Origin of the sequence: Micromonospora sp. DT4 (assembly GCF_049841675.1) — a bacterium.
Classification (GTDB): domain Bacteria; phylum Actinomycetota; class Actinomycetes; order Mycobacteriales; family Micromonosporaceae; genus Micromonospora.
On sequence record NZ_JBNCKT010000002.1, the window covers coordinates 1 to 23,878 of the forward strand.

Below are 23,878 nucleotides of genomic sequence, written 5' to 3' on the forward strand. Positions count from 1 at the left end.
AACTGGCACACCAACCAGCCAGTCCTACGGTCCCTGACCGCATACGACCACTGACCCCCTTGGAATAGATCGTCTAGAGCACGCCCGGCAAGGGTGACATTTCCCGCCGGGTCCGCTTCTTCCGCGCCATGTTACCGGCGGGTTAACGTTGGCCCATGCCGATTGAGTCGTCCCGCGACGCCGTCATCGTCGCTACCGCCCGCTCCCCCATCGGCCGGGCGCACAAGGGCTCCCTGCGCGATGTCCGCTCCGACGACCTCGCCGCGACCATCGTCCAGGCCGCCCTCGACAAGGTCCCCCAGCTCGACCCGACCACCATCGACGACATCTACCTCGGGTGCGGCCTGCCCGGCGGTGAGCAGGGCTTCAACATGGCCCGCGTGGTGGCCACCCTACTCGGCCTGGACACCGTGCCCGGCGCCACGCTGACCCGCTACTGCGCCTCCTCGTTGCAGACCACACGGATGGCCCTGCACGCGATCCGCGCCGGGGAGGGCGACGTGTTCGTCTCCGCCGGGGTCGAGATGGTCTCCCGGTACGCCCGGGGCAGCTCCGACGGCCTGCCGCCGGAGGCACAGGCGCTGGTCGGCGGCGGCTGGGAGAACCCGCGGTTCGCGTCCGCCGCCGAGCGCTCGAAGCGCCGCGCGCAGGGCGGCGCCGAGACGTGGACCGACCCGCGCGACACCGGCGACCTGCCGGACATCTACCTGACGATGGGGCAGACCGCGGAGAACCTGGCCCAGGTGTACGACGTCACCCGCGCCGACATGGACGAGTTCGGCGTACGCAGCCAGAATCTCGCCGAGAAGGCCATCGCCGACGGTTTCTGGGCCCGGGAGATCACCCCGGTCACCACGCCGGACGGCACCATGGTCAGCACCGACGACGGCCCCCGACCCGGCGTCACCCTCGACGCGGTCGCCGGCCTGAAGCCGGTGTTCCGCCCCGACGGCCGGATCACCGCGGGCAACTGCTGCCCGCTCAACGACGGCGCCGCCGCCGTCGTCGTGATGAGCGCCCAGCGGGCCGAGGAGCTGGGCCTGACCCCGCTGGCCCGGATCGTCTCCACCGGCGTGACCGCGCTGTCGCCGGAGATCATGGGCCTCGGACCGGTCGAGGCGTCCAAGCAGGCGCTGCGCCGGGCCGGCATGACCATCGGTGACGTCGACCTGGTCGAGATCAACGAGGCGTTCGCAGCCCAGGTCATCCCCTCCTACCGCCAGTTGGGCATCCCCGAGGAGAAGCTCAACGTCATGGGCGGCGCGATCGCGGTCGGCCACCCGTTCGGCATGACCGGCGCCCGGATCACCGGCACCCTGCTCAACGCCCTCGAGTGGCACGACAAGACGATCGGCCTGGAGACCATGTGCGTCGGTGGCGGCCAGGGCATGGCCATGGTGCTCGAACGACTGAGCTGAGCCCGGTGCTCGAACGGCTGAGCTGAGCCCGGTGCTCGAACGGCTGAGCTGAGCCGTAGTCAGAGCGCGTTGCGGGTCGCCGTCACCTCGGCGGCGGCCCGCGCCAGCACCTCGGCGTCGGCCCCGGCGGCCAGCAGGTCCGCCGTCACCACCCGCACCTGGTCGGGCAGCGCCAGGTCGTTGTTCAGCCGCGGCACCGTCCGGCGCGGTATGCCCTCGGCGTCGGCGGCCAAATTGGCGATCTCCTGCGCCAGCCGGTGCACCAGGTCGGTGCGGGGCACGTTGCCGGTGGGCGCCGTCGCCGCCCAGCGCGGCTGCTCCCAGTGCCCGACCTGACGGACCAGCAGCTGTACGGCCTTGTCCAACTCCGCTGCGCTCACCGCGCCGAGTCTACGGCCGGCGTACGCCACCAGCCGGGGGACCGGTCAGCGGCGCAGGTAGCTGAGCAGTCGCAGCAGCTGCCAGTAGAGGAACACCAAACCGGTCACCAGGCCGAACGCGCTCAGCCACGCGTACCGGCGGGGTCGGCCGTCGCGCACCGACCGCTCGACCAGGTCGAAGTCGAGAATGAAGCTGAACGCGCCGGCGATGATCGCCACGACCGAGAAGGCGTACGGCAGCCAGCCGACCTCCCCGCTGACGCTGTAGACCGCCAGGCCCGGCCGTCCGGAGATCAGGTACGACACGAGGTTGACCACGCTCAGCACGGCGATGCCGAGGAGCGTGCCGATCACCAGGCGGGCCAGCCGGGGCGTGGCGCGGATCACCCGGGCCCGGTACAGCGCGGCCATGCCGAGGAAGACGCCGAAGGTGCCGGCCACCGCCTGCACGACGATCCCCGGGTAGACCTGCTCGAAGGCCCGGCTGGCCACCCCGAGCAGCAGCCCCTGGAGGATCGCGTAGCCGACGATCGGCACCGGGTTGGTGATCCCCCGCAGCGAGATGACCAGGACCAGCACGATCGAGGCCAGGGCGGTGCCGGCCAGGGCCGCCCCCAGCCACACCGCGTCGGGCACCACCGCCCAGGACAGCGCGGCGGTCGCGCCAGTAAGCAGGAGCAGTCCGACGGTACGCACCGACACGTCGTCGACGGTCATCGGCTCGACATCGCGGGAACTGACCACCCGGGACTCCAACCGGCCGGTCTCGTCCAGCCGGTTGAGCACCGGGTTGTTACTGCGCACCGTCGCCTCCATCGCCCGCGTACCCCTGGCAGTCACTCTGCCAAGGGCGGCCCGGCGGCGGCGAAACGGCGCGGACGACGGCGCCCGCCCCACGGGAAGCGGGAGCGGGCGCCGGTCGTGGGACGGACGAGGTCAGTCGTCGTCGCCCTGGAAGTAGCTCAGCAGGCGCAGGATCTCGATGTAGAGCCAGACCAGGCTGACCAGGATGCCGAACGCGGCGACCCAGGAGTAGCGCTGCGGCAGGCCCATCCGGACGCCGTCCTCGATCTCCTTGAAGCTGAGCACGAAGCTCAGCGAGGCGACCACGATGCAGACGAGGCTGAAACCGATGGCCAGCGGGCTGCCGTCCCGCAGACCCGTGTTGATGCCGAACAGCGCCAGCACCAGGTTGATCAGCATGACGGCGGCGAGGCCGACGATGGCCGAGGTCACGACCTTGACGAAGACCGGGGTGGCCCGGATGATCTTCGCCTTGTAGATGATCGTCATCACGAAGAAGATGCCGAAGCTCGCCACGGAGGCCTGGAGCACGATGCCGTCGTAGAAGGTCTCGAACGCCTTGCTGACTATGCCGACGAAGACGCCCTCGACCACCGCGTACGCGATGACGAGCGCCGGGTTGGCCATCCGGGAGAACGAGATGATCAAGCCGAGTACCAGGCCGACGACCGCCGCGCCGCCCCAGACGAGACCGAGAAGCGCGTCGGGCACGAGCACCCAGGCTGCCGCGGCGGTGATGCCGAGGACGCCGAGTAGGGCGACCGTCTTGACGACCACGTCGTCGACGGTCATGGGCGCCACCGTGGGCGGTGCGGCCGGGTAGCCGGCCTGGGACGGGTACTGCTGCGGAATGCCGGGCTGTCCGTACGGCCCGGTCGGTGCGTACCCGGCGGAGCGCTCCCGCTCGGCCGCCTGGCCGAGCCGGGCGAGCACCGGGTTCGAGGTCTTCACTGTCTGGCCTCCCTCAGGGGGTCGTTTGCACGTGAACGTGCACTTCAAGAGTAAACTGCCCGACCCACTCCTGGTGATCACGGATGGGAACGCGAGGCCGTGGACGACTGGTGCCCGGGGCGGGGGTCGAACCCGCACGCCTTTCGGCAGCCGCTTTTAAGGCAGCCGTGTCTGCCGTTCCACCACCCGGGCAGGTGGCACCCGCGCGTCGACACGCATGGTGCAGTGTCACCGTAGCCGGTGGGTGGCGGCCCGGCGTACCCCGCCAGGCTGACCGCATTAGGGCCTGTCTTGTGGATCAGGTTTCACGGGCGAGGTCGCGGAGCCAGATCTTGAGGTGATCCGGTAGTGGGCGGCGGCGCTCGGTCAACCAGTCGCGTAGCCCGTAGAGCTGGTTGGCGAGGTCTTCGTCCGGCTCGATGCCCGGATACAGGCCGGGTGGCTGATGGACGCGGCGACCACCGCGCGCGTCGAACACTGCTGCTCGGCGCGCGCCATCACGGCCCGGTCGGTCAGAACGAGGGCTCGTCGTTGCTGTTGCTCTCTCACGGGTTCGCCTCGGCCGTAGCCCGCGCGCTGTCACCGGTGCGGGTCAGGTTCTAGACCTGCGCGGTCGTGTAGCGCGACGACGAGCCCACCTCTTCCACGTCCAGCTGCCTGGCCTGGCGGTTCTCGGCCTCCGCAAGGCATGTGGGGCACTTCATAGTCGACTTGGCGAACCGTTCCTGGAGTGGACGCGTTGCTGAGTCCATCCCTACCAGAGGAGAAACCTCATGAACCGTAAGGCTTCCTGGCTGCGCTCCCTGCGCACGGCTGGTGTGGCGATCGCCACGACAGCGGTAGCGGTCATCGTCATGCCGACCGCCGCACACGCGACCTACATCAGCCAGTGCACCTCCGCCGCGACCCGCATCGATGCCGCGAACGGCCCCTGGTGCTTTGCTGGCTCGGGCAAAATCCCAGTCAACCTCTCCAACGCTGTATACATCAGCGCGGGCGACCGGGGTGTGGCCCTTTATTATTCCGACGGCTCGATCCAGTTCGTGGACAGGGGCCTTACAAGCTGCGTCTCTGTCCACCGCAACCTCTGCGAGGCCAAGAGCGTGGTCAGCATCAACCGCTTCTGAGCTGCCCTCTCGCGCGGCGGCGTCCCCCGATCCGAGTCCAGCGGTCTGGGCTAGTACTGCTACTAGGTGACTGGTGTTAATTATGGGATCCGGAGGGCCGCCGCGACCCTCGTCGGACGCAGCACGGCGGCCAGAGACCAGCACAACCGTGTTTTTGCCAACACGGCACGTGGTTCTTCCGTTTAACACCAGTCACCTAGGGTCGATGCCGTGAGCAGCACAGCCCCGACGGCACCCGATGCCGCCCCTGACCAGGCCATCCGCCTCGCCGATAGGGTCGAGGGCACCACCCGGGCCGTACGGCTGCGCACCGGCATCCGCCGCCACCGGACGGACCTTCTGGTCGCCCTCGTCTGGGTGGCACTGGCCGGTTGGTTGACCCACGGGCTGTGGCCCGACCCGGGTGGGCGCACGTTGGCGCTCAATCCCGAGGACCAGACGCTCTACGAATGGTTCCTGGCGGTCGACGCGAGAGCGCTGCTCGGTGACTTCCACCTGCTGACCGACCGGCTCAACGCCCCGGACGGGATCAACCTGATGGCCAACACCACGGTCATCGCGCTCGGCGTGCTCTGCGCGCCCGTCACATTGCTGTTCGGTGCGCCCACCACCTTCGCGCTGCTCTCCGCCGCCAACCTGGCCGGCACCGCCCTCGCCTGGTACCTGCTGTTCCACCGGACATTGCGCGTCCGTCGCCTCGCCGCCGCGCTCGGCGGGAGCCTGTGCGGCTTCGGTCCCGGCATGGTCTCGCAGACCAACAGTCACCTGCACATGACGGCGCAGTGGCTGGTACCGGTCATCGTCTGGCTGGTGGTACGGCTGCTGCGGGCGTCCGATCCAGGGCCCACGACACTCGACGGGACCGGGCGCGCCGGTTCGGTCGGCCCCGACGGACGGCGGATGGTCAGCTCCGCCGTAGGACTGGCGGCCGCCGTCACCGCGCAGGTGTTCGTCGGCGAGGAGGTGCTCTTCCTCTGCGCCGCCACGCTGCTGGTGATGGCGGTCGGTTACGCCGTCGCGGACCGGGACCTCGCCCGGCGGGCGCTGCCCGGGTTCGCCGGCGGGCTGGCGATCGCCGCCGGCCTGGCGCTGCTGGTGCTCGCCTACCCGCTGTGGTTCCAGTTCGCCGGACCGCAGGGCGTCGCCGACGGCATGTTCAGCCCGGCCTACTTCTCGGCCGACCTGAGCAGTTGGTGGGCGGTCTCCCCGCTGTCGGTCGCCGGCAGCGACGAGGCGTCCCGGCTCACCACCGGCCCGGCCGAGTACAACAGCTTCCTCGGCTGGCCCCTGCTGCTGGTCACCGCCGCCTGCGCGATCTGGGCCGGGCGACGCCGGATCGTGCTCCCGTGCGTGGTGGCGGCCCTCGTGATGGGCGCACTCTCGCTCGGCCCGGAGGTCGTGCTCGGCGGCACCCGCACCGCGCTGCCCGGCCCGTACGCCCTGCTGGACGGCCTGCCGGTGGTGGACGGCGCGCTGCCGATGCGGTTCGGCCTGGCGCTGCTCCCGATCGTGGCGACGCTGCTGACCCTCGCCGTCGACCGGGCGCTGCGCGGCACCGGACGGGCGCGCCGGCTGGTACCGCTGGCCGTCGTCGCGGCTCTGCTGCCGATCTTCCCGACCCCGCTGCCCACGGCCGGGCGGCCCGCCGTGCCGGAGTTCATCACCGCAGGGCACTGGCAGCAGTGCGTCGAGCCCGGTGGTGTGCTGGTCCCGGTGCCGCTGCCCACTCCCCAGGAGCCGTGGCCGATGCGCTGGGCGGCCGCCGCCGACGCCGGGTTCGGCCTGCCCGAGGGGTTCTTCATCGGCCCGTACGGGCGCGATGGCACCGCCGCCATGGGCACCTTCACGCAACCCACCTCGGCGCTGCTGGCCGACGTCGCCCGCCGCGGCGGCCAGCCGGCCATCGGTGACGAGCAGCGCCGGCAGGCCGCGAAGGACGCGGACTTCTGGGGCGCGTCCTGCGTGGCACTTGCCGACGATGCCCCACACGCGGCGAGTCTCAAGACCACCCTGGAGCAGCTCTACGGCCCGGCCACCAGGATCGCCGACGCGTGGACCTGGAAGGTCTGACCCACCCCGGACAGCGCGAAAGGGCCCCTCCTTCGCGGAGGGGCCCTTTCGTCACGGTCTGGTCAGACGCGCGGAGCGTCTACCGGCTGGGACGCCTCGACGAACTCCTCGCGGGGGTCGTGGAGCTGACCCAGCGCGACGACCTCACGCTTGAGGAAGAACGCCAGCGACCAGTCCACCACGACGCGGACCTTGCGGTTGAACGAGGGAATCCGGCTCATGTGGTACGTCCGGTGCATGAACCAGGCCGGCCAGCCGGTCAGCTTGATGCCGTACACCTGGGCGACGCCCTTGTGCAGGCCGAGGCTGGCGACGCTGCCAGCGTGCTTGTGCTTGTAGTTGACCGGCTCGCGACCCCGGATCACCGCGACGATGTTGTCGGCCATCCGCGCCGCCTGACGCACGGCGTGCTGCGCGCTCGGCGAGCAGAAGTTGCCCGGCTCCTTGGTCAGGTCCGGCACGGCCGCACAGTCACCGGCGCTCCACGCGCCCTCGACGACCCGGTCACCGTCGACCACCTGGAGGGTGGGGATGCAGGTGACCCGTCGGCGCTCGTCACGCGGGAAGTCCGTCGCGTCCAGCATCGGCGACGGCTTCACACCCGCCGTCCAGACGATCGTGTCGGACCGGAAGCTGTCCCCGTCGGAGAGCTTGACCACCCCGTCGACACAGGACTCCAGGCGGGTGTCCAGCCGAATGTCCATGTTGCGCTTCATGAGCTGCTGCACCGTGTAGGCGCCCATGTCCCGGTCGACCTCGGGCAGCACCCGCTGGGTCGCCTCGACGAGCACCCAGCGCATGTCCTCCGGCTTCAGCTCCGGGTAGTAGCGCAGGGCGTCGCGGGCCATGTCCTCCATCTCGGCGAGCGCCTCGATGCCCGCGTACCCGCCGCCGACGAACGTGAAGGTCAACGCCGAGCGACGGACCTCCGCATCCGGGGTCACGGCCGCGACGTCCAGCCGGTCCAGCACGTGGTTACGGAGGTAGATCGCCTCACCGATGGTCTTGAACCCGATGCCCTGCTCGTGCAGGCCCGGAATCGGCAGCGTCCGAGACACCGAACCCGGCGCGACGATCACGTGGTCGTACGCGATCTCCCGGGCCGGGCCGACGATCGGCTGCACGGTCGCCACCTTGCGGTCGTGCTCGACACGCGTCACCGCCCCCGCCACCACCGTGCACCGGCGCAGCTCGCGGCGCAGCGGCACCACGGCGTGCCGGGGGGAGATGTTCCCCGCCGCGGCCTCGGGGAGGAACGGCTGGTAGGTCATGTGGGGCTGGGGGTCCACGACAATGACCTCAGCCTCACGGGAGCTGAGCTTCTTCGACAGGCGCAGGGCGGCGTAGAGACCGACGTGCCCGGCACCCACCACAAGGATCCGCTTCGGATTCACGTCATATATCTTTCCCCGCCCTCCTCAGGTAATCCCGCTCGCGCCCCCCATCTGTGACGGAACACAACCCCTGTGACCTGCGTAACCCTGCCGCATCACAGGTTCACCTACGCCGCAGCAGCCAGCCCAGCAACGCGGCGACACCCACCGCCACCAGCAGCCCCAGCACCGTCACCCACTGGTGCCCGGTCTCCCCGCCCAGCCCCGCCACCTGCAACAGCAGCACCCCGAGCACGGCCGTACCCAGCAGCACCGCCGCCGCCCGCAGCAACCACCGGGTGATCAGCTCCGGGTCCACCACCCCGTCGTAGGGCAGCAGCGCCGCCAGCGCGCACAGGGAGTGCCCCAGGTACAGCAGCGCGGCGACGGCGAGCAGCCGCCACAATGCCACCGGTCGGCCGTAGCCGTCGGTGGCGAGCAACCAGCCACCGGCCATCACCAGCGCCGCGAAGGTGGGCCACAACCGCCGCGGACCCACCGCGGGCAGCAGCGCGGCCACCGCCAGGAACAGCAGCGGCCGACCGGTCAACACCTCGGCGGGGAACGCCACCGCGAACCCGACCAGCGTCGTGACGAAGATCGCGGCCCGCACCAGCAGCGGAACGGCGCTGATCCGGGCCACGGCGTCCTGAGCAGCCCGCGCCCGCTCCACGATGGCGTTCATCGCGCTCCTGTCGTTCGCGACTGCGGGGCTCGCAGACCCGGCTCACTCCTCGCGCTCACCGGCCACCCACCCTCGGGGCCGTCGCCAGCCGCGCCACGTCCCGCAGCACCTGGTCGAGGCTGCCCGCGCCGGCCCAGCGCACGACGGGTACGCCGTGCTCACGGAGCTGCCCGATCATGGTCTCCCGGTCCAGTCGCCACAGGCGGTACGCCACCTCGGCCCAACCCCGGTCCTTCGGCGGCGTCAGGTCCGCCGGCAGTGTGTCGACCGCCACCACGAACCGGCCGGCGCGGGCCAGCCGCGCCAGCATCTGCGCCGAACGCTCGTCCAGCAGCGGGGTGAGGACGACCACCAACGCGTCCGAGGAGAGCAACTGCGGGCCGAAAACCTGGTCGTACGGCTCGTGCTGGGCAGCCTCGGCGCGTACGTCGAGCAGCCACTCCAGCACCGTCAGGTACTGCCGGCGGCCGGCGGCGGGGCGCAGCCGGCGGGCTCCCGGCCCGTACTCCAGCAGCGACACCCGGTCTCCCCGGTGCAGGTAGTGCTCGGCGATCGCGGCGGTGGCCCGCACGGTGGTGTCCAGCACGGACGCGGCACCGTCCACCCCGCCGGAACGGCCCGCCTCGGCGAGCACGTCGAGCAAGACCACCACCTCCGCGTCGCGGTCGGACAGCGTGGCCGCCACGTGCAACTGCCGGGCCCGCAGCGACACCCGCCAGTCGACGCGTCGGAGCCGGTCGCCCGGGGCGAAGACCCGCACCCCGGCCAGTTCGCCGCCCTCTCCGGGACGGCGGGAGTGGTGCGCGCCCACCAGACCGGCGGCGCGGGGCATCGCCTCCACCGCCTCGAACGGCTCGGTACGCGGGTAGACCCGCACCCCGACCGGTTCGGTGATCACCGCACGGGACACCAGCAGGCCCCCCGCCGCGGCGACCCGCGCCCCGGCCGGTCCGACGGGGTGCCGACCCCAGCGCAGAGCCCGCCCGGCCAGTTCCAGGTCCACCGCCGCCTCGGCGGGCACCGACGTCACGAACGGCCGATCGGCGACCGAACGTCCCCTGCCGGCAGCGGTCGAGGTCTCGGCGGGCGGCGGCGCGTCGGCGGGTTCGGTGCTGGCGAAGCCGGCACGGCTGATCCGCAGCCACGGCGAGACCCGCGACCGCACCACCACGACGTCGTAGTCGACAGTGTCCGGGTTGCCGACACCTACCGCCGCCGACACCTCGCCGCCCTCGACCAGCGGGCCGTCCTCCGCGCTGGTGATCCAGACCTGCGGCAGCGCGGTGGGCCGGCGACGCAGGGCGTACGCGGTGCCCAGCGCGAACGGCGCCGCCAGCACGACGAGGTCGACGCGTCCCAGCAGCACCCCCGCCACCAGCAGCAGGCCGGCAAGCAGCACGGCGCGACCGAGCGCAGGGGTGGGCGCCCAGCCGGCGGTCGACTCCTGCTCGGTGGATCGCGGCGCGGACGCGGTCGGGCCGGACATCAGTGGCGGAGCCCGCCGGCGGCGTAGCTGGGCAGGGCGCCACTGGCCGGGGCGGGCGTCGCCTCCAACACCTCACCGACCACGAACGCCGGGTCGACGCGGCGGAGCCACATCTCGGGGCGCAGGGTGATCCGGTGGGCGAGGGCGGGCGCGGCGACCTCCTTGACGTCCTCCGGCACCACGTAGTCCCGGCCGTCGAACACCGCGCGTACCCGGGACAGCAGCAGCAGCGCCAACGAGCCACGCGGCGAGGCGCCGACCAGCACCGACGGGTGTTCCCGGGTGGCCGCGGTGAGCGCCACGATGTACCGGCCGATCGAGTCCTCCACCACCACGTCCTCCAGGGCGGCCTGCATCGCCCGCAGGGTGGCGGCGTCCACCACCGGTTTGATGTCCGCCTCCTCGCGACGGCGGCCCATCCGGCGGCGCAGCACCTCCCACTCCTCCTCCTGCTGCGGGTAGCCGAAGGAGACCCGCAGCAGGAACCGGTCGAGCTGCGCCTCGGGCAGCGGGTAGGTGCCCTCGTACTCGATGGGGTTGGCGGTCGCCAGCACATGGAAGGGTTCGTCCAGCTTGTACGTCACACCCTCGACCGAGACCTGCTTCTCCTGCATGGCCTCGAGCAGCGCGGACTGGGTCTTCGGCGGCGTCCGGTTGATCTCGTCGGCGAGGAGCAGGTTGGTGAAGACCGGCCCCGCGCGGAAGGTGAAGTCGCCGTTGCGCTGGTCGTAGAGGAACGAGCCGGTGACGTCGGCGGGGAGCAGGTCCGGGGTGAACTGGAGGCGGCGGAAGTCCAGCCCGAGCGCCTGCGCGAAGGAACGCGCGGTGAGCGTCTTGCCCAGACCGGGCAGATCCTCCAGGAGCACGTGCCCACCGGCCAGGATTCCGGCGAGGACCAACTCCAACGCGTCGCGCTTGCCGACCACGACGGTGCCGACCGCGTCCAGGACGGCCCGGGCCAGGCGACCGACCTCGGCGGCGGGCATGCTCCGGTCCACGTCGTTCATCAGATCTTCTCCAGTTCGGCGACGATCACCGCGAGATCGCGCGGCGACGGGGGGCGTCGGGGCGGGGTTTCCAGGAACGTCCACAGCCGGTCGCCCAGCAGGGCGCGGGCGCGGACCGGGTCCAACTCACGGGTCACGGAGTGCTTCAGGCGAAGCCGCTCGTCGGCCAGTTCCGCGAGCCGGGGCAGGATGACCTCGGTGAAGCGTTCGGGTCGGGTCGTGGACCAGTCCAGCGGCAGTTCCCAGCCGTTGATCGCGGCGCGCAGCGCGTCCCGGGCACCCCAGTTCCAGCTGCCGTCGTCGTACTGGGCGAGCGGAGGGCGGGACCTCGCCGCCGGTGGCGGTGCGAGCGCGGCGGCGACCCGGCGTACCGCGGACACGGCGAACACCCCGGCGACCAGGATCGCCAGCGAGACCTGTAGGCCGACCGCCCGGAGGCCGACGATGAGCACGGCCACCAGAGCTGCGTTGCCGGCCAGCGCCCGGAACACCCGCCCGGCCCGGCCACCCTGGCCTCGATCGTCGCGCCTCGGTCGCTCCTCCTCGAAGGTGAGCAGGTCGTCGATGCTGGCGCCGCCGCTCATGCCGGCACCTCGGGAGCAGCCGTCGTGACGATGGTGAGTTCGCCACGCAGCCGCCGCAGAGCGGCACGGGCCTGGTCGCGGGTGTCCGCGCCGACCTCGCGGGTGGCGTACCGGGCCTCGCGGTAGACGTGCGCGAACTCGGCCAGCACGTCGGCGCTGACGATCGCCGGGACTCCGGCCGACTCGTCGCCCCGCAGCAACCGCGTGACCAGGTCGGTCGGCGTGTCGCCGGGACGCCGGGACACACCTGCCGCGGCGGCCGCCTCCTCCAGACGTACCCAGCAGGCGATCACCGCGACACGGGGATCGGTGGCCTGGTCGTCCAACTCGACGAGGCCGGCGTCCAGGGCGGCGACCACCTCGCGGGCGGTGCCCTCGGCCGTACGCCGGGCCCGCTGCGCCGGCAGAGCCCGCGAGGTACGGCGCAGCGCGCCACGGAGCAGGATCCAGGTGAGGTAGCCCAGCGCCGCGAGGATGGCCAGCCCGAGCAGGGCCATCGCCACGGTGGCGATCCACTGCGGGATGTGCGCCTGGGTGGCCTCGCCGGCGTCTCTCGGCTCGACCGGGATCGACGGGGACGGCACGTCGGTCGGATATTCCGGCACCCAGGGCACGTTCTCGGCAGCAGGCGGAATCCGGCTGGCGCCGATCGACGAGTGGGCGGACGCCAGCGCGGCCGCCGCGAGCAGCGCTGCCACCGTGCCCACCGGCCACCAGCGGCGCAGCAGGCCGAGCACCGGGCGGACCACACCCGGCCCGGCGGGTGGCGACGGCACGGGCGGGCGTGTTCCGTTCGTCATCGCCACCACCCCACGGGTTCTCAGTCCACTTCGGCCAGTTGTTTGGCCCGGCCGAAGACGTCGTCCAACATCCCCGGTGTCAGCCGCCCAGTGAAGGTGTTCTGCTGGCTGACGTGGTAGCAACCGAGCAAGTCCGGCACGGCCGCGCCGGACCAGTGTGCCCCATGGCCGAACGCGGGTCGCGGGCTGGGCGGGCGCTGCTCGTACACCTGGCGCAGCACCGGCCACCACGCGGCCCAGGCGAACGCGCCCAGCGCCACCACGACGCGCAGGGTGGGCCGGATCAGCGTGACCTCGCGGTGCAGCCAGGGCGCACAGGTGTCCCGTTCGTCCGGGGTGGGCTTGTTGTCCGGGGGCGCGCAGCGGACCGCCGAGAAGATTCGGGTGTCGCGCAGGGCGAGGCCGTCGTCGGCGGCGACGCTTGTCGGCTGGTTGGCCAACCCGGCCCGGTGCAGGGCCGCGAAGAGCACGTCGCCCGAGCGGTCGCCGGTGAAGATCCGGCCGGTGCGGTTGCCCCCGTGCGCGGCGGGCGCGAGCCCGAGGATGGCGATCCGCGCGTCGCCGGGGCCGAAGCCCGGCACCGGTCGGCCCCAGTACTCCTGGTCGCGGAAGGCGGCCCGCCGGACGCAGGCCACCTCCTGGCGCCACCGAACGAGCCGGGGGCAGCCGAAACAGTCACTGACCGCCGCGTCGAGGTCGGCCAGGTCCGTCGCCCGCGCGGCGCGGGCGACGACCTGATCGGGGGTACGCGACTCAGCCAAGTTTGGCCCGGAAGAGTTCGAGGGTGCGCGCCCAGGCGCTGGCGGCGGCGCGCTGGTCGAACGCCTCCGGCCGGTCGTCGTCGAAGAACGCGTGCGACGTGCCCGGGTAGTCGTAGAGCTGGCAGGTGCCGCCGGCCTCCTCGATGGCCCGGCGGACGGCCTGCACACCCTCGTCGGTCGAGGTGCCGTCCTCTTCGGAGCAGTGGATGATCGCCGCCTTGCCGGCGTAGTCGACCCGGTCGGTACGCGTCGACTCCCCGGACAGGACGGGATAGAAGCCGGCGGTGGCCACGATCCGCTCGGAGAGGGACGCCGACCTGAGGGCCAGGCTGCCACCGGCGCCGAACCCGACCGCGCCGACCTTTCCGGTGACCTCCGGATGCCCGGCGAGGTAGTCGGCGGCGTCGGCGATGTCCTTCGCCGCCTCGTCCACCCGTGTCGCCAGCAGGCGCTGCGCCTCGGCGGGCTCGCCAAGCGCCGTACCGTGCCGGACGTCCGGGGCGAGTGCGACGAAGCCGGCCTCGGCGAACCGGTCCGCGACCGACCGGATGTGCGGGACGAGGCCCCACGACTCCTGTAGGACGATGACGGCGGGGCTGGCCGTGCCGCTCGCGGGTATCGCGAGATACCCCTCGCTCGTACCCCCGTTGCTGCGGAAGCTCACCATTTCGCCCATCGGCCGTCCTCCTAGCGGTCAGTCATCGTTGGCTGGTCGCCCAGTGGTCCTACGTGCCGGTAGCCTGCCACGCCGTGACCCCGGCCGGGAAGACGTCGGAACAGTGGCATTCACCTCCTGTTCGCCAAATAGTGACTGCGGGTACGCCGACGGCGGCGGGGAAGGATCCCCGCCGCCGTCATCGGTGCCTCAGGCCTGTGGCCAGGCCTTCTTGGCCAGGCCTTCTTGGCCAGGCCTTCTTCGTCAGGCCTTCTTCGTCAGGCAGAGCACGTAGCCCTTCTTGCCCGGCTCGATGTTGTAGAAGACGTACCCCTCCTCGCCTTCCTTGAAGAACTCGTTGCAGGTGGTGTCGGCCTTGGCCTGGGCCTCGGTCTGCCCGTCGACCCGACCGACCACGTTGTACGCCGCGTCGGTGGAGGTGCACTTGACGACCTTGGCGCCGTCGACCTCCTCCTCCTTGTCACCCTTGATCTCGGGCAACTCGGCGATGCAGTCGCCGGCCTTCGCGTCGGCGGTCTCGTCCTTGTTCACGAAGTTGCCGATGGCCGTGGCGAGGCCGAACTTCAGGCCGGCGATGACGAGGAAGATGACGACCGCGCCGATGATGCCGAGCGCCTTCTTTGCACCGGACTTACCCTCCGGCTCGGCCGGCGGCGGCGTCTCGACGGCCGGCTGGGCCGGCGTCTCGACGGCCGGCTGAGCCGGCGCGGCGTCGGACGCGGGGGGCGGTGCAACCTGCTCTGACACGGGGGTTCCTTCCGAGGGATGAATGAGCAGACGACACCGTAACGATCATTGATTTCCGGCGTCGTCCCGCTCACCTCGTCCGTTCAGCTATTTCCCAGCATCATGTGCATGATGTGGTTCACATCGATCCTCAGCTCGTCGGGGTCGGGGTGGGGGTCGGCCCGGACCCGCGCCACGTAGTCGGTGATCTCCTGCTCCGTGCTCCATCCCCCGATCGTGCTACTGCAGGCTCCAGGCGACGCCGTCCAGGATGTCGTGCTCCGACGCCACCACCGACGGCATGCCGGCCCGCTCCATGATCACGCGCAGCACCAACGCCCCCGCGCCGATCACGTCGGCCCGACCCGGGTGCATCACCGGAATCTCCAGCCGCTGCGCGCTGGTCCGCCCCAGCAGGTCCGCGGTCACCCGAGCCACCGCCTCGTACGACACGCGGGCGTGGTGGATGCGCTCCGGGTCGTACCCCTGAAGGTTCTGGGCGATGGCGACCACGGTGGTGACCGAACCGGCGAGGCCGATGAGGGTGGCGGCCTCCCGGCCGGGCACTCGGGCGAGCGCTTGGTCCACGACCGCGGCGATGTCGGCCGCCGCCGCCGCGACCTGCTCCGGCGTCGGCGGATCACCCGGCAGGTGCCGTTCGGTCATCCGGACGCAGCCGATGTCCACCGAGATCGCCGACCGCACACCGCCCCGGTCACCGACCACGAACTCGGTCGAGCCGCCACCGATGTCGACGACCAGGAAGGGCTCCTCGGCGTCGGACGGCAGCCCGCGCACCGCCCCCGTGAACGACAGCCGGGCCTCCTCGTCGCCGCTCACCACCTCGGGCGCCACGCCGAGGGTGCGCTGCACCATCTCGGTGAAGTCGGTGGCGTTGGCGGCGTCCCGGGAGGCCGAGGTCGCGCACATCCGTACCCGCTGGGCGCCCAACTTCTCGATGTCGGCGGCGTACGACGCCAGCGCCACCCGCGTCCGCTCGATCGCCTCCGACGCCAGCCGGCCCGTCCGGTCCACGCCCTGCCCGAGGCGGACGATCTCCATCCGCCGGGTCACGTCGGTCAGCGGGGCCTGCGGCCCGGCCGACTCCTCGGGCAGGTCGGCGACCAGCAGTCGGATCGAGTTGGTTCCGCAGTCGATGGCCGCCACACGCGTCGTCACCCGGCAACCCTACGACAGCCAGCCGCCGACGCCGCTCGGCTGGCGGCGGCCAGTCTCCGATGAGCGTGATGCCTCTGGGTCATCTTGATGACTCTCAGGCATCACGCTCAACCGAGCGGCCGGCCCCGACAGCTCGGCGCCGACGGTAACTACAACCGCAGCAGCATCCGGGTGTTGCCCAACGTGTTCGGCTTGACCCGTTCCAGGTCCAAAAATTCCGCGACACCCTCGTCGTACGAGCGCAGGAGCTGCTCGTACACCGGCTGCGGCACCGGAGCGCCGTCGATCTCCCGGAAGCCGAACGAGCCGAAGAACCGGGTCTCGAAGGTGAGCACGAAGATCCGGGCCACGCCCAGTGTGCGGGCAGCGTCGATCAGCTCGCTCACCAGCCGGTGCCCGATCCGCTGACCCCGGCAGGACGGGTCCACGGCCACCGTACGGATCTCGGCCAGGTCCTCCCACATCACGTGCAGCGCCCCGCAGCCCACCACGACGCCGTCGTCCGCTCGGACCGCGACCCGGAACTCCTGCACGTCCTCGTACAGGGTGACGGTGGCCTTGCTCAACAACCGCCGGTCGTCGGTGTACGTGTCGACCAGCCGGCGGATGCCCCGCACATCCCGGGTGCGGGCACGCCGCACCCGGATCTGCCCCTCGGCCTGTGCGGTCATTCGCTGTCGGGCACGTCCACGCACGGGCCCGCCGTCCACCACGGCTCGACCAGCGCCAACGTCTCGTCGCCGAACGGGTTCACGCCGGGGCCGGCGCCCAGGGCGTGGCCGAGGTGCACGTGCAGGCACTTCACCCGGCCCGGCATCCCACCGGCCGAGATGCCGGCGATCTCCGGCACCTCGCCGATCGCGTCCCGACGGGCGAGGTAGTCCTCGTGCGCCGCCCGGTAGTGGGCGGCCAGCTCCGAATCGGTCGCCAACCGGTCGGCCATCTCCCGCATCAGACCCGCCGACTCCAACCTGCTGCACGCCGCGGTCGCCCGGGGGCAGGTCAGGTAGAACAGCGTCGGGAAGGGGGTGCCGTCGGCGAGGCGGGGCGTCGTCTCCACCACGTCGGGCAGGCCGCACGGGCAGCGGTGGGCCACCGCCCGGGTGCCCCGGGGCGGGCGGCCGAGCTGCGCGGCCACCGCGGCCAGGTCGGCCTCGGTCGCCGGTTCCCGCTGCGGCAGGGGTACGGAATCCGCCGCCGGCTCCGACGGGGGTACGACAGTCACGGTGCTCGTCTCTCCTGGTGTGCTGGTCGGTGGGTCACTTGCCCGGCTGCTGGCTGTCCGCCGCGCGCACGCTCGACCAGAGGGTGTCGTACCAGGTCGAAGGCCCGGCCGGGGCACCCGAACCGGCCGGCTTGCCGGCGTCGCGGGCCGCGCCCTCCGCGTCGTTCAGGACCACCATCATCTTCTCGCCCGGCCGCCCCATGAAGAACCGCTCCCGAGCCTTGGTCTCGATGTACTCCTTGTCCTTCCACTTGGCGGCCTCGGCGGCGAGCTTGGCGATCTCCTCCTCCTGCGCCGTCTGCGCGGCCTCCATCCTCTCGATGTCGGCCTGCTGGTCCAGGTAGACCCGCACCGGATAGGTGTACGCCAGGGCGAGCGCGATCAGCACCGCGAACAGCACGGTGGCGCGGCCGGTGAAGCGACGGGGATGGGGTGCGGCGAGGCGCTTGACGGCACCACCACCGGCGGCGGTACGCCGAGCGGCGGCCGGTCGGCTCGCGGAGCGCACGCCCTCGGCGCCCCGGACCCCGCCCGGGGCTCGACCGGCGGCACCGCGCGCCTCGGCGCGTACGCCAGTGTCCCGGAGCGACCCGCGGGTGGCCCGCCCGGCGCCCGGCCGGCCGGACTGACCCGGTCGGCGGGCGGGTCGTTGACCACCCGGTGTGCGGCGCTGCATCGTCACACCCTCCCCCGAGGCTACGTGTGTTGCGTACGTTGGCCGGGAAGCCCCACCGCCGTGTGAGGCATCCCGGCGATCACACTCAGGCCGAACGGTAACGCGGGAACGCACCCGCGCCCGCGTAGCGCGCCGCGTCGGCCAGCTCCTCCTCGATCCGGAGCAGCTGGTTGTACTTGGCGACCCGGTCCGAGCGGGCCGGAGCGCCGGTCTTGATCTGACCGCAGCCGGTGGCGACCGCCAGGTCGGCGATGGTGGTGTCCTCGGTCTCGCCGGAGCGGTGGCTCATCATGCACTTGAAGCCGGCCCGGTGGGCCAGGTCCACCGCGTCCAGGGTCTCGGTCAGCGAACCGATCTGGTTGACCTTCACCAGGACCGCGTTGGCCGCCCTCTCGGCGATGCCACGGGCAATGCGCTGCGGGTTGGTCACGAACAGGTCGTCACCGACGATCTGCACCCGGTCACCGATCGACGCGGTCAGCGTCTGCCAGCCGGACCAGTCGTCCTCAGCCAGCGGGTCCTCGATCGACACGATCGGGTACTCGTCGGCGAGCTTGGTGTAGTAGGTGCTCATGTCCTCGGCGGACTTCGCGGCGCCCTCGAAGGTGTACGTGCCGTTGTCGAAGAACTCGGTGGCCGCCACGTCGAGCGCGAACACGATGTCGGTGCCGAGCCGGTAACCGGCCTTCTCGACCGCCTCGGCGATCAGGTCCAGAGCGGCGGCGTTGGTGGGCAGGTTCGGCGCGAAGCCGCCCTCGTCACCGAGCCCGGTCGACAGGCCCTTCTTCTTCAGCACCGACTTCAGCGCGTGGTAGACCTCCGCGCCGGAGCGCAGCGCCTCGCGGAAGGTGGGCGCGCCGATCGGCGCGATCATGAACTCCTGGACGTCGACGTTGGAGTCGGCGTGCGCGCCACCGTTGAGGATGTTCATCATCGGCACCGGCAGCAGGTGCGCGTTGGGGCCGCCCAGGTAGCGGAAGAGGCTCAGCTCGGCGCTGCTGGCGGCGGCCTTCGCCACCGCCAGGGAGACCCCGAGGATGGCGTTCGCGCCCAGCTCCGACTTGCTGTCGGTGCCGTCGATGTCGAGCATCTTCTGGTCGATGAGCCGCTGCTCGCTGGCCTCGTAGCCGATGAGCTGGTCGACGATCTTGTCTTCGACGTTGGAGACCGCCTTCTCCACGCCCTTGCCCTGGTAGCGGTCGGCGTCACCGTCGCGCAGCTCGATCGCCTCGAATGCGCCGGTGGAGGCGCCGGAGGGCACCGCGGCGCGGGCCACCGTGCCGTCGTCCAGGCCGATCTCGACCTCGACCGTCGGGTTGCCCCGCGAGTCGAGAATCTCCCGGGCGACGATTCCCTCGATGGTTGCCACTGAGTCGCTCCTCGTTGTTGTGATCCGGTCCGTGGGGGGGGCCGCGACGGTGCGGCTGAGGCAGATGTTGAACGCAGCGTATCGGGCGGCGAGATCGGACACGGCGTCGCCCGCGCACCCGAGTCGCCCCGCGATGACGGACATTCCCGGATTTCCGGGAGTCAACCGGCAACGGGTTTGCGCTGCGCCGACTAGATCCACCAGGCTGGTCGCCATGCCCGCCGCCACGACCACCCTCCGCATGCTCGCCGTGTCGGTCATCGCGTCGCTCACGGTCACCGGCTGTCAGACAATCGAGGACGCCGGCAGCGCCATGGGTCGCTCGGATCTCGTCAACGACCTCGCCGCCCGCCTCGACCGTGCGCTGGAGTTGACCTACACGGCCGACTACCAACTGCCCGGCGGTCAGACAGCCGCGATCGTGCAGGCGCAGGACCCGGCCCGCTCCGCCTACACCTACCCGGGTGGGCGGCTGACCGTCACTCCCGACGCCGTCACCCGCTGCACAGCGACCGGTGACCGGATGGCGTGCACGCTCGTCGCGCCACCCACCCCCGGCAGCAAGCCCACCGTGGCGCTGTTCACCGAGGCGAACCAGCAGGGTCTCGTCACCCCGCCGGTGGCGGTCGGCCTGCTAACCGCCGCCGCCCTCGACCCCCAGGCAGTGATCAAACAGAGCGACACCACCGTCGCCGGGCATCACGCCGCCTGCGTCGAGGTGCAGCGCTCGGACGGCGACTTCAGCGCCTGCGTCACCACCGAGGGCGTGCTCGGCAGCTTCCTCGGCTCGGTCGACGGCAAACCGATGGAGCTGGCGTTGAGCGACTACTCCGAGACGGTCGAGAAGAACGCGTTCGACCCGCCCGCCGGAGCAGGCGTGGTGGACAACCGGCCCGGCGCCTCCTGAGGTCCCTCAGACGCCGAGCAGGGTGCGCAGGTGGCGTGGGGGCGGGCAGTCGTGGGCGAGCATCGCGTCGTGCCAGTCGCGCGCCGACACGCCCTTTGGACGGGCGGCGGCGATCTCGGCCACCTCGCTGTACCCGACGAAGTACGTGGAGAGCTGCGTCGAGGTGAGCAGGGACCGGCGCCACTTGCCGGCAGCCTCGCCCTCCTCCTGGAAGCCGCGACCGGTCATCAACGCCATCGCCTCGACCTCGGGCAGCTCCTCGGCGTGCACCAACTGGTCGAGCAACGCGTTGATGGTCATGCGGAGCTGCATCTTGAGCTGCTGCAACCGCACCGGCAGACCGCCGAAGCCGAGACCGGCCATCAGCTCCTCGGCGTACACCGCCCATCCCTCGACGAACGGGCCGGAACGGGCCAGCGCCCGCACCCGCGTGCCGCCGACGTGACGTCGGGCGTGGGCGAGCTGGAGGAAGTGGCCGGGCATCGCCTCGTGCACGGTCAGGTTGCGGACCATGTGGTCGTTGTACTCGCGGTAGAAGGAGTCCACGCGCTGCGCCGACCAGTCCGCCGGGGTGGGCGCGATGCAGTAGAACGTCGGCACCGCCGCGGTCTCCAACGGGCCGGGCGAGTCGCAGTACGCCACGGCGACGCCCCGCGCGAACTCCGGCATCTCCTGGATCACGCACCGGTCGTCGACGAGGGTGACCAGGTCGTGCAGCCGGACGAAGTCGCTCGCCTCGTCCAGGGTCACACCGGCCAGCTCGACGATCGTCGAGTCGTCCGGGTGCTCGGCGGCGAGCACGTTCAGCGCCCGGCGTACCGTCTCGTCGTCGGCCGGGCCACCGACCAGCTCGACGGCCGCCGCTCGGATCTCCTCGGTGACCCGGTCCAGGTTGGCCCAGGCGCGGCGCTGGATCTCGGCGGCCCCCAGCTCAGTGTCGAGGGTGTGCCAGAGCCGCGCCTCCCAGCGGCGGCGGCCCAGTCGCGGGTCGCGGCCGGGGCCGGCGTCGGCGGCCAGGCCGGCACGCAGCCAGGCGACGAACTCCTCCAGCGCGGCGATCGCGGCGGTGGCCGCCGGCTCGACCTTCTCGAAGCCGCCGGGCGCCTGGGCGATCAGCCCGGGCAGCTCGTCGCGGATCAGCGCCGCCGTGCCGGTGAACTGCCCGACCGCCGTCTCCGCGTGGATCCGCGGCATGTCCCGCAGCGTCGCGCGGGCGGTGGCGAGGGCATCCGGTACGGCGGCGAGCCGGCCGGCCAGCTGCGCCAGGCGCACCTCGGCCGGGGCGTACGGCCGGGCCAGCGGCGGGTGCAGCAGCGGGCCGGGGTTGTGGCGCAGCGGGTCCCACTCGTGCGACCGGATCTCGGTCAGCTCGAACAACTCCCGGTCGACGAAGGAGGTGAGCAGCGCGTGGTCGACCTGCTCATCGACGTCCAGCGAGTCGGGGTCCAGTTCGGACAGCGCATTCGCCGCGTCGGTGAGCATCACCCGGTCGGCGGCCAGCGCGTCAGCAGACAGATCGGGGAGCCGATCGTCGAACCGGTGATCCCCAGCAGCGGTGGCGACCCCCGGCCGCGATTCCAGCAGTGCCTCGACCACGCGCTCGGCGAGTACCCCAAACTCCTCCACCCGCCAACCCTACCGACCACCCCTGCCCCTTCCGTTGATCATGAGGTTGTTACCCGCCGTGTCGGCGTGTCGCGGCAACAACCTCATGATCAGCGCGGTTCGGCGGGGGTGGGTGGAGGTTGGGGTGGACGTTCGGCGGCGCGGACGGTGTCGGCGTGGGCCAGGGTTGCGCTGCGTAGGGCCGCCTCGGGGTCCAGGTTGGTCTTGCGGGCTTCCGTCACCAGCGCCAGGAGGGTGGCGCCCAGCTTCGCCTCCTCGTCCACCGCGGTGTCGGGCGGTGGAGGCGGGACGATCAGGCCCGCACGGGCGGCGCGGTCGAGGATCTGCGCGGCCAGGGACAGGGCGGGTTGGCTGAGCGCCACGCCGTCCAGCACGGAGTCACGCGCCTTCTCGGCCCGCTTGATCCGCTCCCAGTTGGCGGTGATCTCCTCCAGACTGCCCGCCTCCGCACCGGCGAAGACGTGCGGGTTGCGCCGGATCATCTTGTCGACCAGGCCACCGGCCACGTCGTCGATGCTCCACCGCTCACCCTCCGGCAACTCCTCGGCGAGCCGCGCGTGCAGCACCACCTGGAGCAGCACGTCGCCCAACTCCTCACGGAGCGCGTCGGTGTCGTCGGCTGCGATCGCGTCGTACGCCTCGTAGCTCTCCTCCAGCAGGTAACCCGCGAGGCTACGGTGCGTCTGCGCCCGCTTCCACGGGTCGCCGCCCGGCGAGGCCAGCCGGTCCAGCACGGCCACCGCGTCGAGCAGCCGGGCGCCCGGCGGGTCCCACGAACCGTACATCAGCTCCATCTCGGCCAGCCCCGACTCCCGGGCCAGCCGCAGACCCAACTCCCGGGCCAACGACTCGTCACCGGCCGGGCCGGCCAACCAGACCGCCGTGCCGTGCGCCGCGACCGTGTCCAGCAGCGCCTGCGTGGCCGGGCCGTCCACGACGGTCACCTCGGCGCCCGCCTGACGCACGGCCGTGGTCAACTCGCTCTCCGCACCGGCCAGAACCGGATGCTGGCGTACGACGTCCCAGGCGGCCGAGGTCAGCAGGCCGGCCGGCAGCCGGGGTGACGTGACCAGCAGGACGATCCGTGCCGTCATGCTCAGCTTGCCGTGCCCTCGGTGTCCGGGTTGGGGCTCGACGGCGAAGCGTCCGGGGTCGAGATGTCGGTGACCGGCCCCTCCTCGTTGATGTACGGCAGCGAGTAGAAGATGACCGACTGACCGCTGCTCACCAGCGAGGGCACGCCCACCTCCCGGTACCGCGGGTTGATCGAGACGTCGGCCCGGTCGGCCTCGTCCTCCAGCACGACACTGAGCGCGGTGGCGCTGCCGACGAAGGCCCCCTCGCCGAACCTCTGACGGACCTCGGTCACCGGCAGCCCGCCCGGGATCGCGCCGACTTTGGCCAGCGCCTGGTAGACGGCCATCACCGACTCGTCGCTCACCTCGGCCGGCGGAAGCTGCTGGTTGAACGCCTGCAGCAGGTCGACCCACTCACCCCAGAGCTTGGTGTACTCGGTGGTGGCCGGCACCCGCAGGCTCTGCTCCAACTGCTGCGGACTGACCTCGTCGGGCACCTGGATGTTCTTGGCCTTCGCCACCCGCTTGCCCAGCTCCAGGCTGACCAGCAGGTTCACCACGTCCTGCCGGGTGACGGGCGACCGCAACTGCTCGGGCGACGGCGTCGCGCCGGTCTGGCCGGCCGCCTGACGGACGACGTCGCCGTACTTCGCCTGCGCCTCGTCGTAGATCCCGTCGACCCGGTCGAGCGAATACGTCGTGTCACCGACGTACGCGGCGACGTCCGGCGCGGACCTCTCGCACGCGGCGAGGGAGAGGACACCCAGAGCCGCGACGCTGGCGGCGGCGATCACACGGCGAGCACGCATGCCCGTCACTCTCTCATGCCCTCCCGGTCGCTGTGACGGCCCCCACCTCCCCATGCGGCCCGCGCGCCACGACACCCAGGTGGTCGTGGCGCGCACACGGCCGTCGCCCGCGCGGGGCCTTGACGCGCGTGCCGCCCTCAGGGGCCGTGCGGTCCTGGCCCGC

25 protein-coding genes and 1 tRNA gene are annotated in these 23,878 nt (G+C 71.7%); 4 read left to right on the forward strand and 22 right to left on the reverse strand.

Features of this window, described 5'->3' with window-relative positions; all coding sequences use genetic code 11:
- Window positions 1–155: 155 nt before the first annotated feature.
- Entirely contained in the window at window positions 156–1,418 is a 1,263-nt protein-coding gene (locus ACLQ24_RS00940; protein ID WP_425888487.1) for an acetyl-CoA C-acetyltransferase, read from the forward strand.
- A gap of 59 nt (window positions 1,419–1,477) precedes the next feature.
- On the opposite strand, the gene ACLQ24_RS00945 is transcribed toward ACLQ24_RS00940, so the two are convergent.
- The 5 genes from ACLQ24_RS00945 to ACLQ24_RS00965 form a co-directional block, all read right to left on the reverse strand.
- Entirely contained in the window at window positions 1,478–1,798 is a 321-nt protein-coding gene (locus ACLQ24_RS00945; protein WP_425888488.1) for a hypothetical protein, read from the reverse strand.
- A 45-nt stretch (window positions 1,799–1,843) separates the two neighbouring features.
- Window positions 1,844–2,602, reverse strand: coding sequence for a Bax inhibitor-1/YccA family protein (locus tag ACLQ24_RS00950; protein WP_425888489.1), 759 nt, complete (start codon window positions 2,600–2,602; stop codon window positions 1,844–1,846).
- 132 nt (window positions 2,603–2,734) lie between these two features.
- The gene (locus ACLQ24_RS00955; RefSeq protein ID WP_425888490.1) at window positions 2,735–3,553 is read right to left on the reverse strand and encodes a Bax inhibitor-1/YccA family protein; all 819 of its coding nucleotides are present in this window, start codon (window positions 3,551–3,553) and stop codon (window positions 2,735–2,737) included.
- Between the two features lie 108 nt (window positions 3,554–3,661).
- Window positions 3,662–3,745: transfer RNA gene (locus ACLQ24_RS00960), tRNA-Leu, on the reverse strand.
- Window positions 3,746–3,851: 106 nt separating this feature from the next.
- A complete protein-coding gene (locus ACLQ24_RS00965) occupies window positions 3,852–4,031 on the reverse strand; it encodes a hypothetical protein (protein ID WP_425888491.1) in 180 nt (59 codons plus the stop codon).
- Between the two features lie 295 nt (window positions 4,032–4,326).
- Here ACLQ24_RS00965 and ACLQ24_RS00970 point away from each other — a divergent pair, with 295 nt between their 5' ends.
- On the forward strand, window positions 4,327–4,680 hold the full coding sequence (locus ACLQ24_RS00970) for a hypothetical protein (protein WP_425888492.1): 354 nt from the start codon (window positions 4,327–4,329) through the stop codon (window positions 4,678–4,680).
- Window positions 4,681–4,890: 210 nt separating this feature from the next.
- Window positions 4,891–6,750 carry a hypothetical protein gene (locus ACLQ24_RS00975; protein ID WP_425888493.1) on the forward strand — a complete coding sequence of 620 codons (1,860 nt, stop codon included), beginning with the start codon at window positions 4,891–4,893 and terminating at the stop codon, window positions 6,748–6,750.
- A gap of 62 nt (window positions 6,751–6,812) precedes the next feature.
- Here ACLQ24_RS00975 and ACLQ24_RS00980 read toward each other — a convergent pair whose 3' ends face one another.
- The 14 genes from ACLQ24_RS00980 to eno form a co-directional block, all read right to left on the reverse strand.
- A complete protein-coding gene (locus tag ACLQ24_RS00980; protein WP_425888494.1) occupies window positions 6,813–8,144 on the reverse strand; it encodes an NAD(P)/FAD-dependent oxidoreductase in 1,332 nt (443 codons plus the stop codon).
- 103 nt (window positions 8,145–8,247) lie between these two features.
- The gene (locus tag ACLQ24_RS00985) at window positions 8,248–8,808 is read right to left on the reverse strand and encodes a hypothetical protein (protein ID WP_425888495.1); all 561 of its coding nucleotides are present in this window, start codon (window positions 8,806–8,808) and stop codon (window positions 8,248–8,250) included.
- Window positions 8,809–8,863: 55 nt separating this feature from the next.
- Window positions 8,864–10,294, reverse strand: coding sequence for a DUF58 domain-containing protein (locus ACLQ24_RS00990; RefSeq protein WP_425888496.1), 1,431 nt, complete (start codon window positions 10,292–10,294; stop codon window positions 8,864–8,866).
- The gene (locus ACLQ24_RS00995) at window positions 10,294–11,301 is read right to left on the reverse strand and encodes an AAA family ATPase (RefSeq protein ID WP_425888497.1); all 1,008 of its coding nucleotides are present in this window, start codon (window positions 11,299–11,301) and stop codon (window positions 10,294–10,296) included. The genes ACLQ24_RS00990 and ACLQ24_RS00995 overlap by 1 nt, the downstream gene beginning before the upstream one ends.
- Window positions 11,301–11,885: a hypothetical protein gene (locus ACLQ24_RS01000; RefSeq protein WP_425888498.1), complete on the reverse strand. Its 585-nt coding sequence runs from the start codon at window positions 11,883–11,885 to the stop codon at window positions 11,301–11,303. The genes ACLQ24_RS00995 and ACLQ24_RS01000 overlap by 1 nt, the downstream gene beginning before the upstream one ends.
- Window positions 11,882–12,685: a DUF4129 domain-containing protein gene (locus tag ACLQ24_RS01005; RefSeq protein ID WP_425888499.1), complete on the reverse strand. Its 804-nt coding sequence runs from the start codon at window positions 12,683–12,685 to the stop codon at window positions 11,882–11,884. The genes ACLQ24_RS01000 and ACLQ24_RS01005 overlap by 4 nt, the downstream gene beginning before the upstream one ends.
- 20 nt (window positions 12,686–12,705) lie before the next feature.
- Complete coding sequence (locus tag ACLQ24_RS01010; RefSeq protein WP_425888500.1) at window positions 12,706–13,446, reverse strand: uracil-DNA glycosylase; 741 nt, start codon at window positions 13,444–13,446, stop codon at window positions 12,706–12,708.
- Window positions 13,439–14,122 (reverse strand): dienelactone hydrolase family protein, encoded by a 684-nt coding sequence (locus ACLQ24_RS01015; protein ID WP_425888501.1) that lies wholly within the window; start codon window positions 14,120–14,122, stop codon window positions 13,439–13,441. The genes ACLQ24_RS01010 and ACLQ24_RS01015 overlap by 8 nt, the downstream gene beginning before the upstream one ends.
- Window positions 14,123–14,365: 243 nt before the next feature.
- Window positions 14,366–14,869 carry an LppU/SCO3897 family protein gene (locus ACLQ24_RS01020; RefSeq protein ID WP_425888502.1) on the reverse strand — a complete coding sequence of 168 codons (504 nt, stop codon included), beginning with the start codon at window positions 14,867–14,869 and terminating at the stop codon, window positions 14,366–14,368.
- A 219-nt stretch (window positions 14,870–15,088) separates the two neighbouring features.
- Window positions 15,089–16,015, reverse strand: a complete 927-nt coding sequence (locus tag ACLQ24_RS01025; protein WP_425888651.1) for an exopolyphosphatase — start codon at window positions 16,013–16,015, stop codon at window positions 15,089–15,091.
- A 161-nt stretch (window positions 16,016–16,176) separates the two neighbouring features.
- Complete coding sequence (locus tag ACLQ24_RS01030; protein ID WP_425888503.1) at window positions 16,177–16,698, reverse strand: amino-acid N-acetyltransferase; 522 nt, start codon at window positions 16,696–16,698, stop codon at window positions 16,177–16,179.
- Window positions 16,695–17,252, reverse strand: a complete 558-nt coding sequence (locus tag ACLQ24_RS01035) for a DUF501 domain-containing protein (protein WP_425888504.1) — start codon at window positions 17,250–17,252, stop codon at window positions 16,695–16,697. Before ACLQ24_RS01035 ends, ACLQ24_RS01030 begins: the two co-directional genes overlap by 4 nt.
- 34 nt (window positions 17,253–17,286) lie before the next feature.
- Window positions 17,287–17,928: an FtsB family cell division protein gene (locus ACLQ24_RS01040; protein WP_425888505.1), complete on the reverse strand. Its 642-nt coding sequence runs from the start codon at window positions 17,926–17,928 to the stop codon at window positions 17,287–17,289.
- A gap of 85 nt (window positions 17,929–18,013) precedes the next feature.
- Entirely contained in the window at window positions 18,014–19,297 is a 1,284-nt protein-coding gene (gene eno / locus ACLQ24_RS01045; protein ID WP_425888506.1) for a phosphopyruvate hydratase, read from the reverse strand.
- A gap of 214 nt (window positions 19,298–19,511) precedes the next feature.
- Between eno and ACLQ24_RS01050 the strand changes: the two genes are divergently transcribed.
- Window positions 19,512–20,204, forward strand: coding sequence for a hypothetical protein (locus tag ACLQ24_RS01050; protein ID WP_425888507.1), 693 nt, complete (start codon window positions 19,512–19,514; stop codon window positions 20,202–20,204).
- A gap of 6 nt (window positions 20,205–20,210) precedes the next feature.
- Here ACLQ24_RS01050 and ACLQ24_RS01055 read toward each other — a convergent pair whose 3' ends face one another.
- From ACLQ24_RS01055 to ACLQ24_RS01065, 3 genes are all read right to left on the reverse strand, one after another.
- On the reverse strand, window positions 20,211–21,830 hold the full coding sequence (locus ACLQ24_RS01055) for a DUF885 domain-containing protein (protein WP_425888508.1): 1,620 nt from the start codon (window positions 21,828–21,830) through the stop codon (window positions 20,211–20,213).
- A gap of 89 nt (window positions 21,831–21,919) precedes the next feature.
- Window positions 21,920–22,924 (reverse strand): nucleoside triphosphate pyrophosphohydrolase, encoded by a 1,005-nt coding sequence (locus ACLQ24_RS01060; protein WP_425888509.1) that lies wholly within the window; start codon window positions 22,922–22,924, stop codon window positions 21,920–21,922.
- Window positions 22,925–22,926: 2 nt separating this feature from the next.
- A complete protein-coding gene (locus ACLQ24_RS01065) occupies window positions 22,927–23,715 on the reverse strand; it encodes a hypothetical protein (RefSeq protein WP_425888510.1) in 789 nt (262 codons plus the stop codon).
- Window positions 23,716–23,878 lie beyond the last annotated feature (163 nt).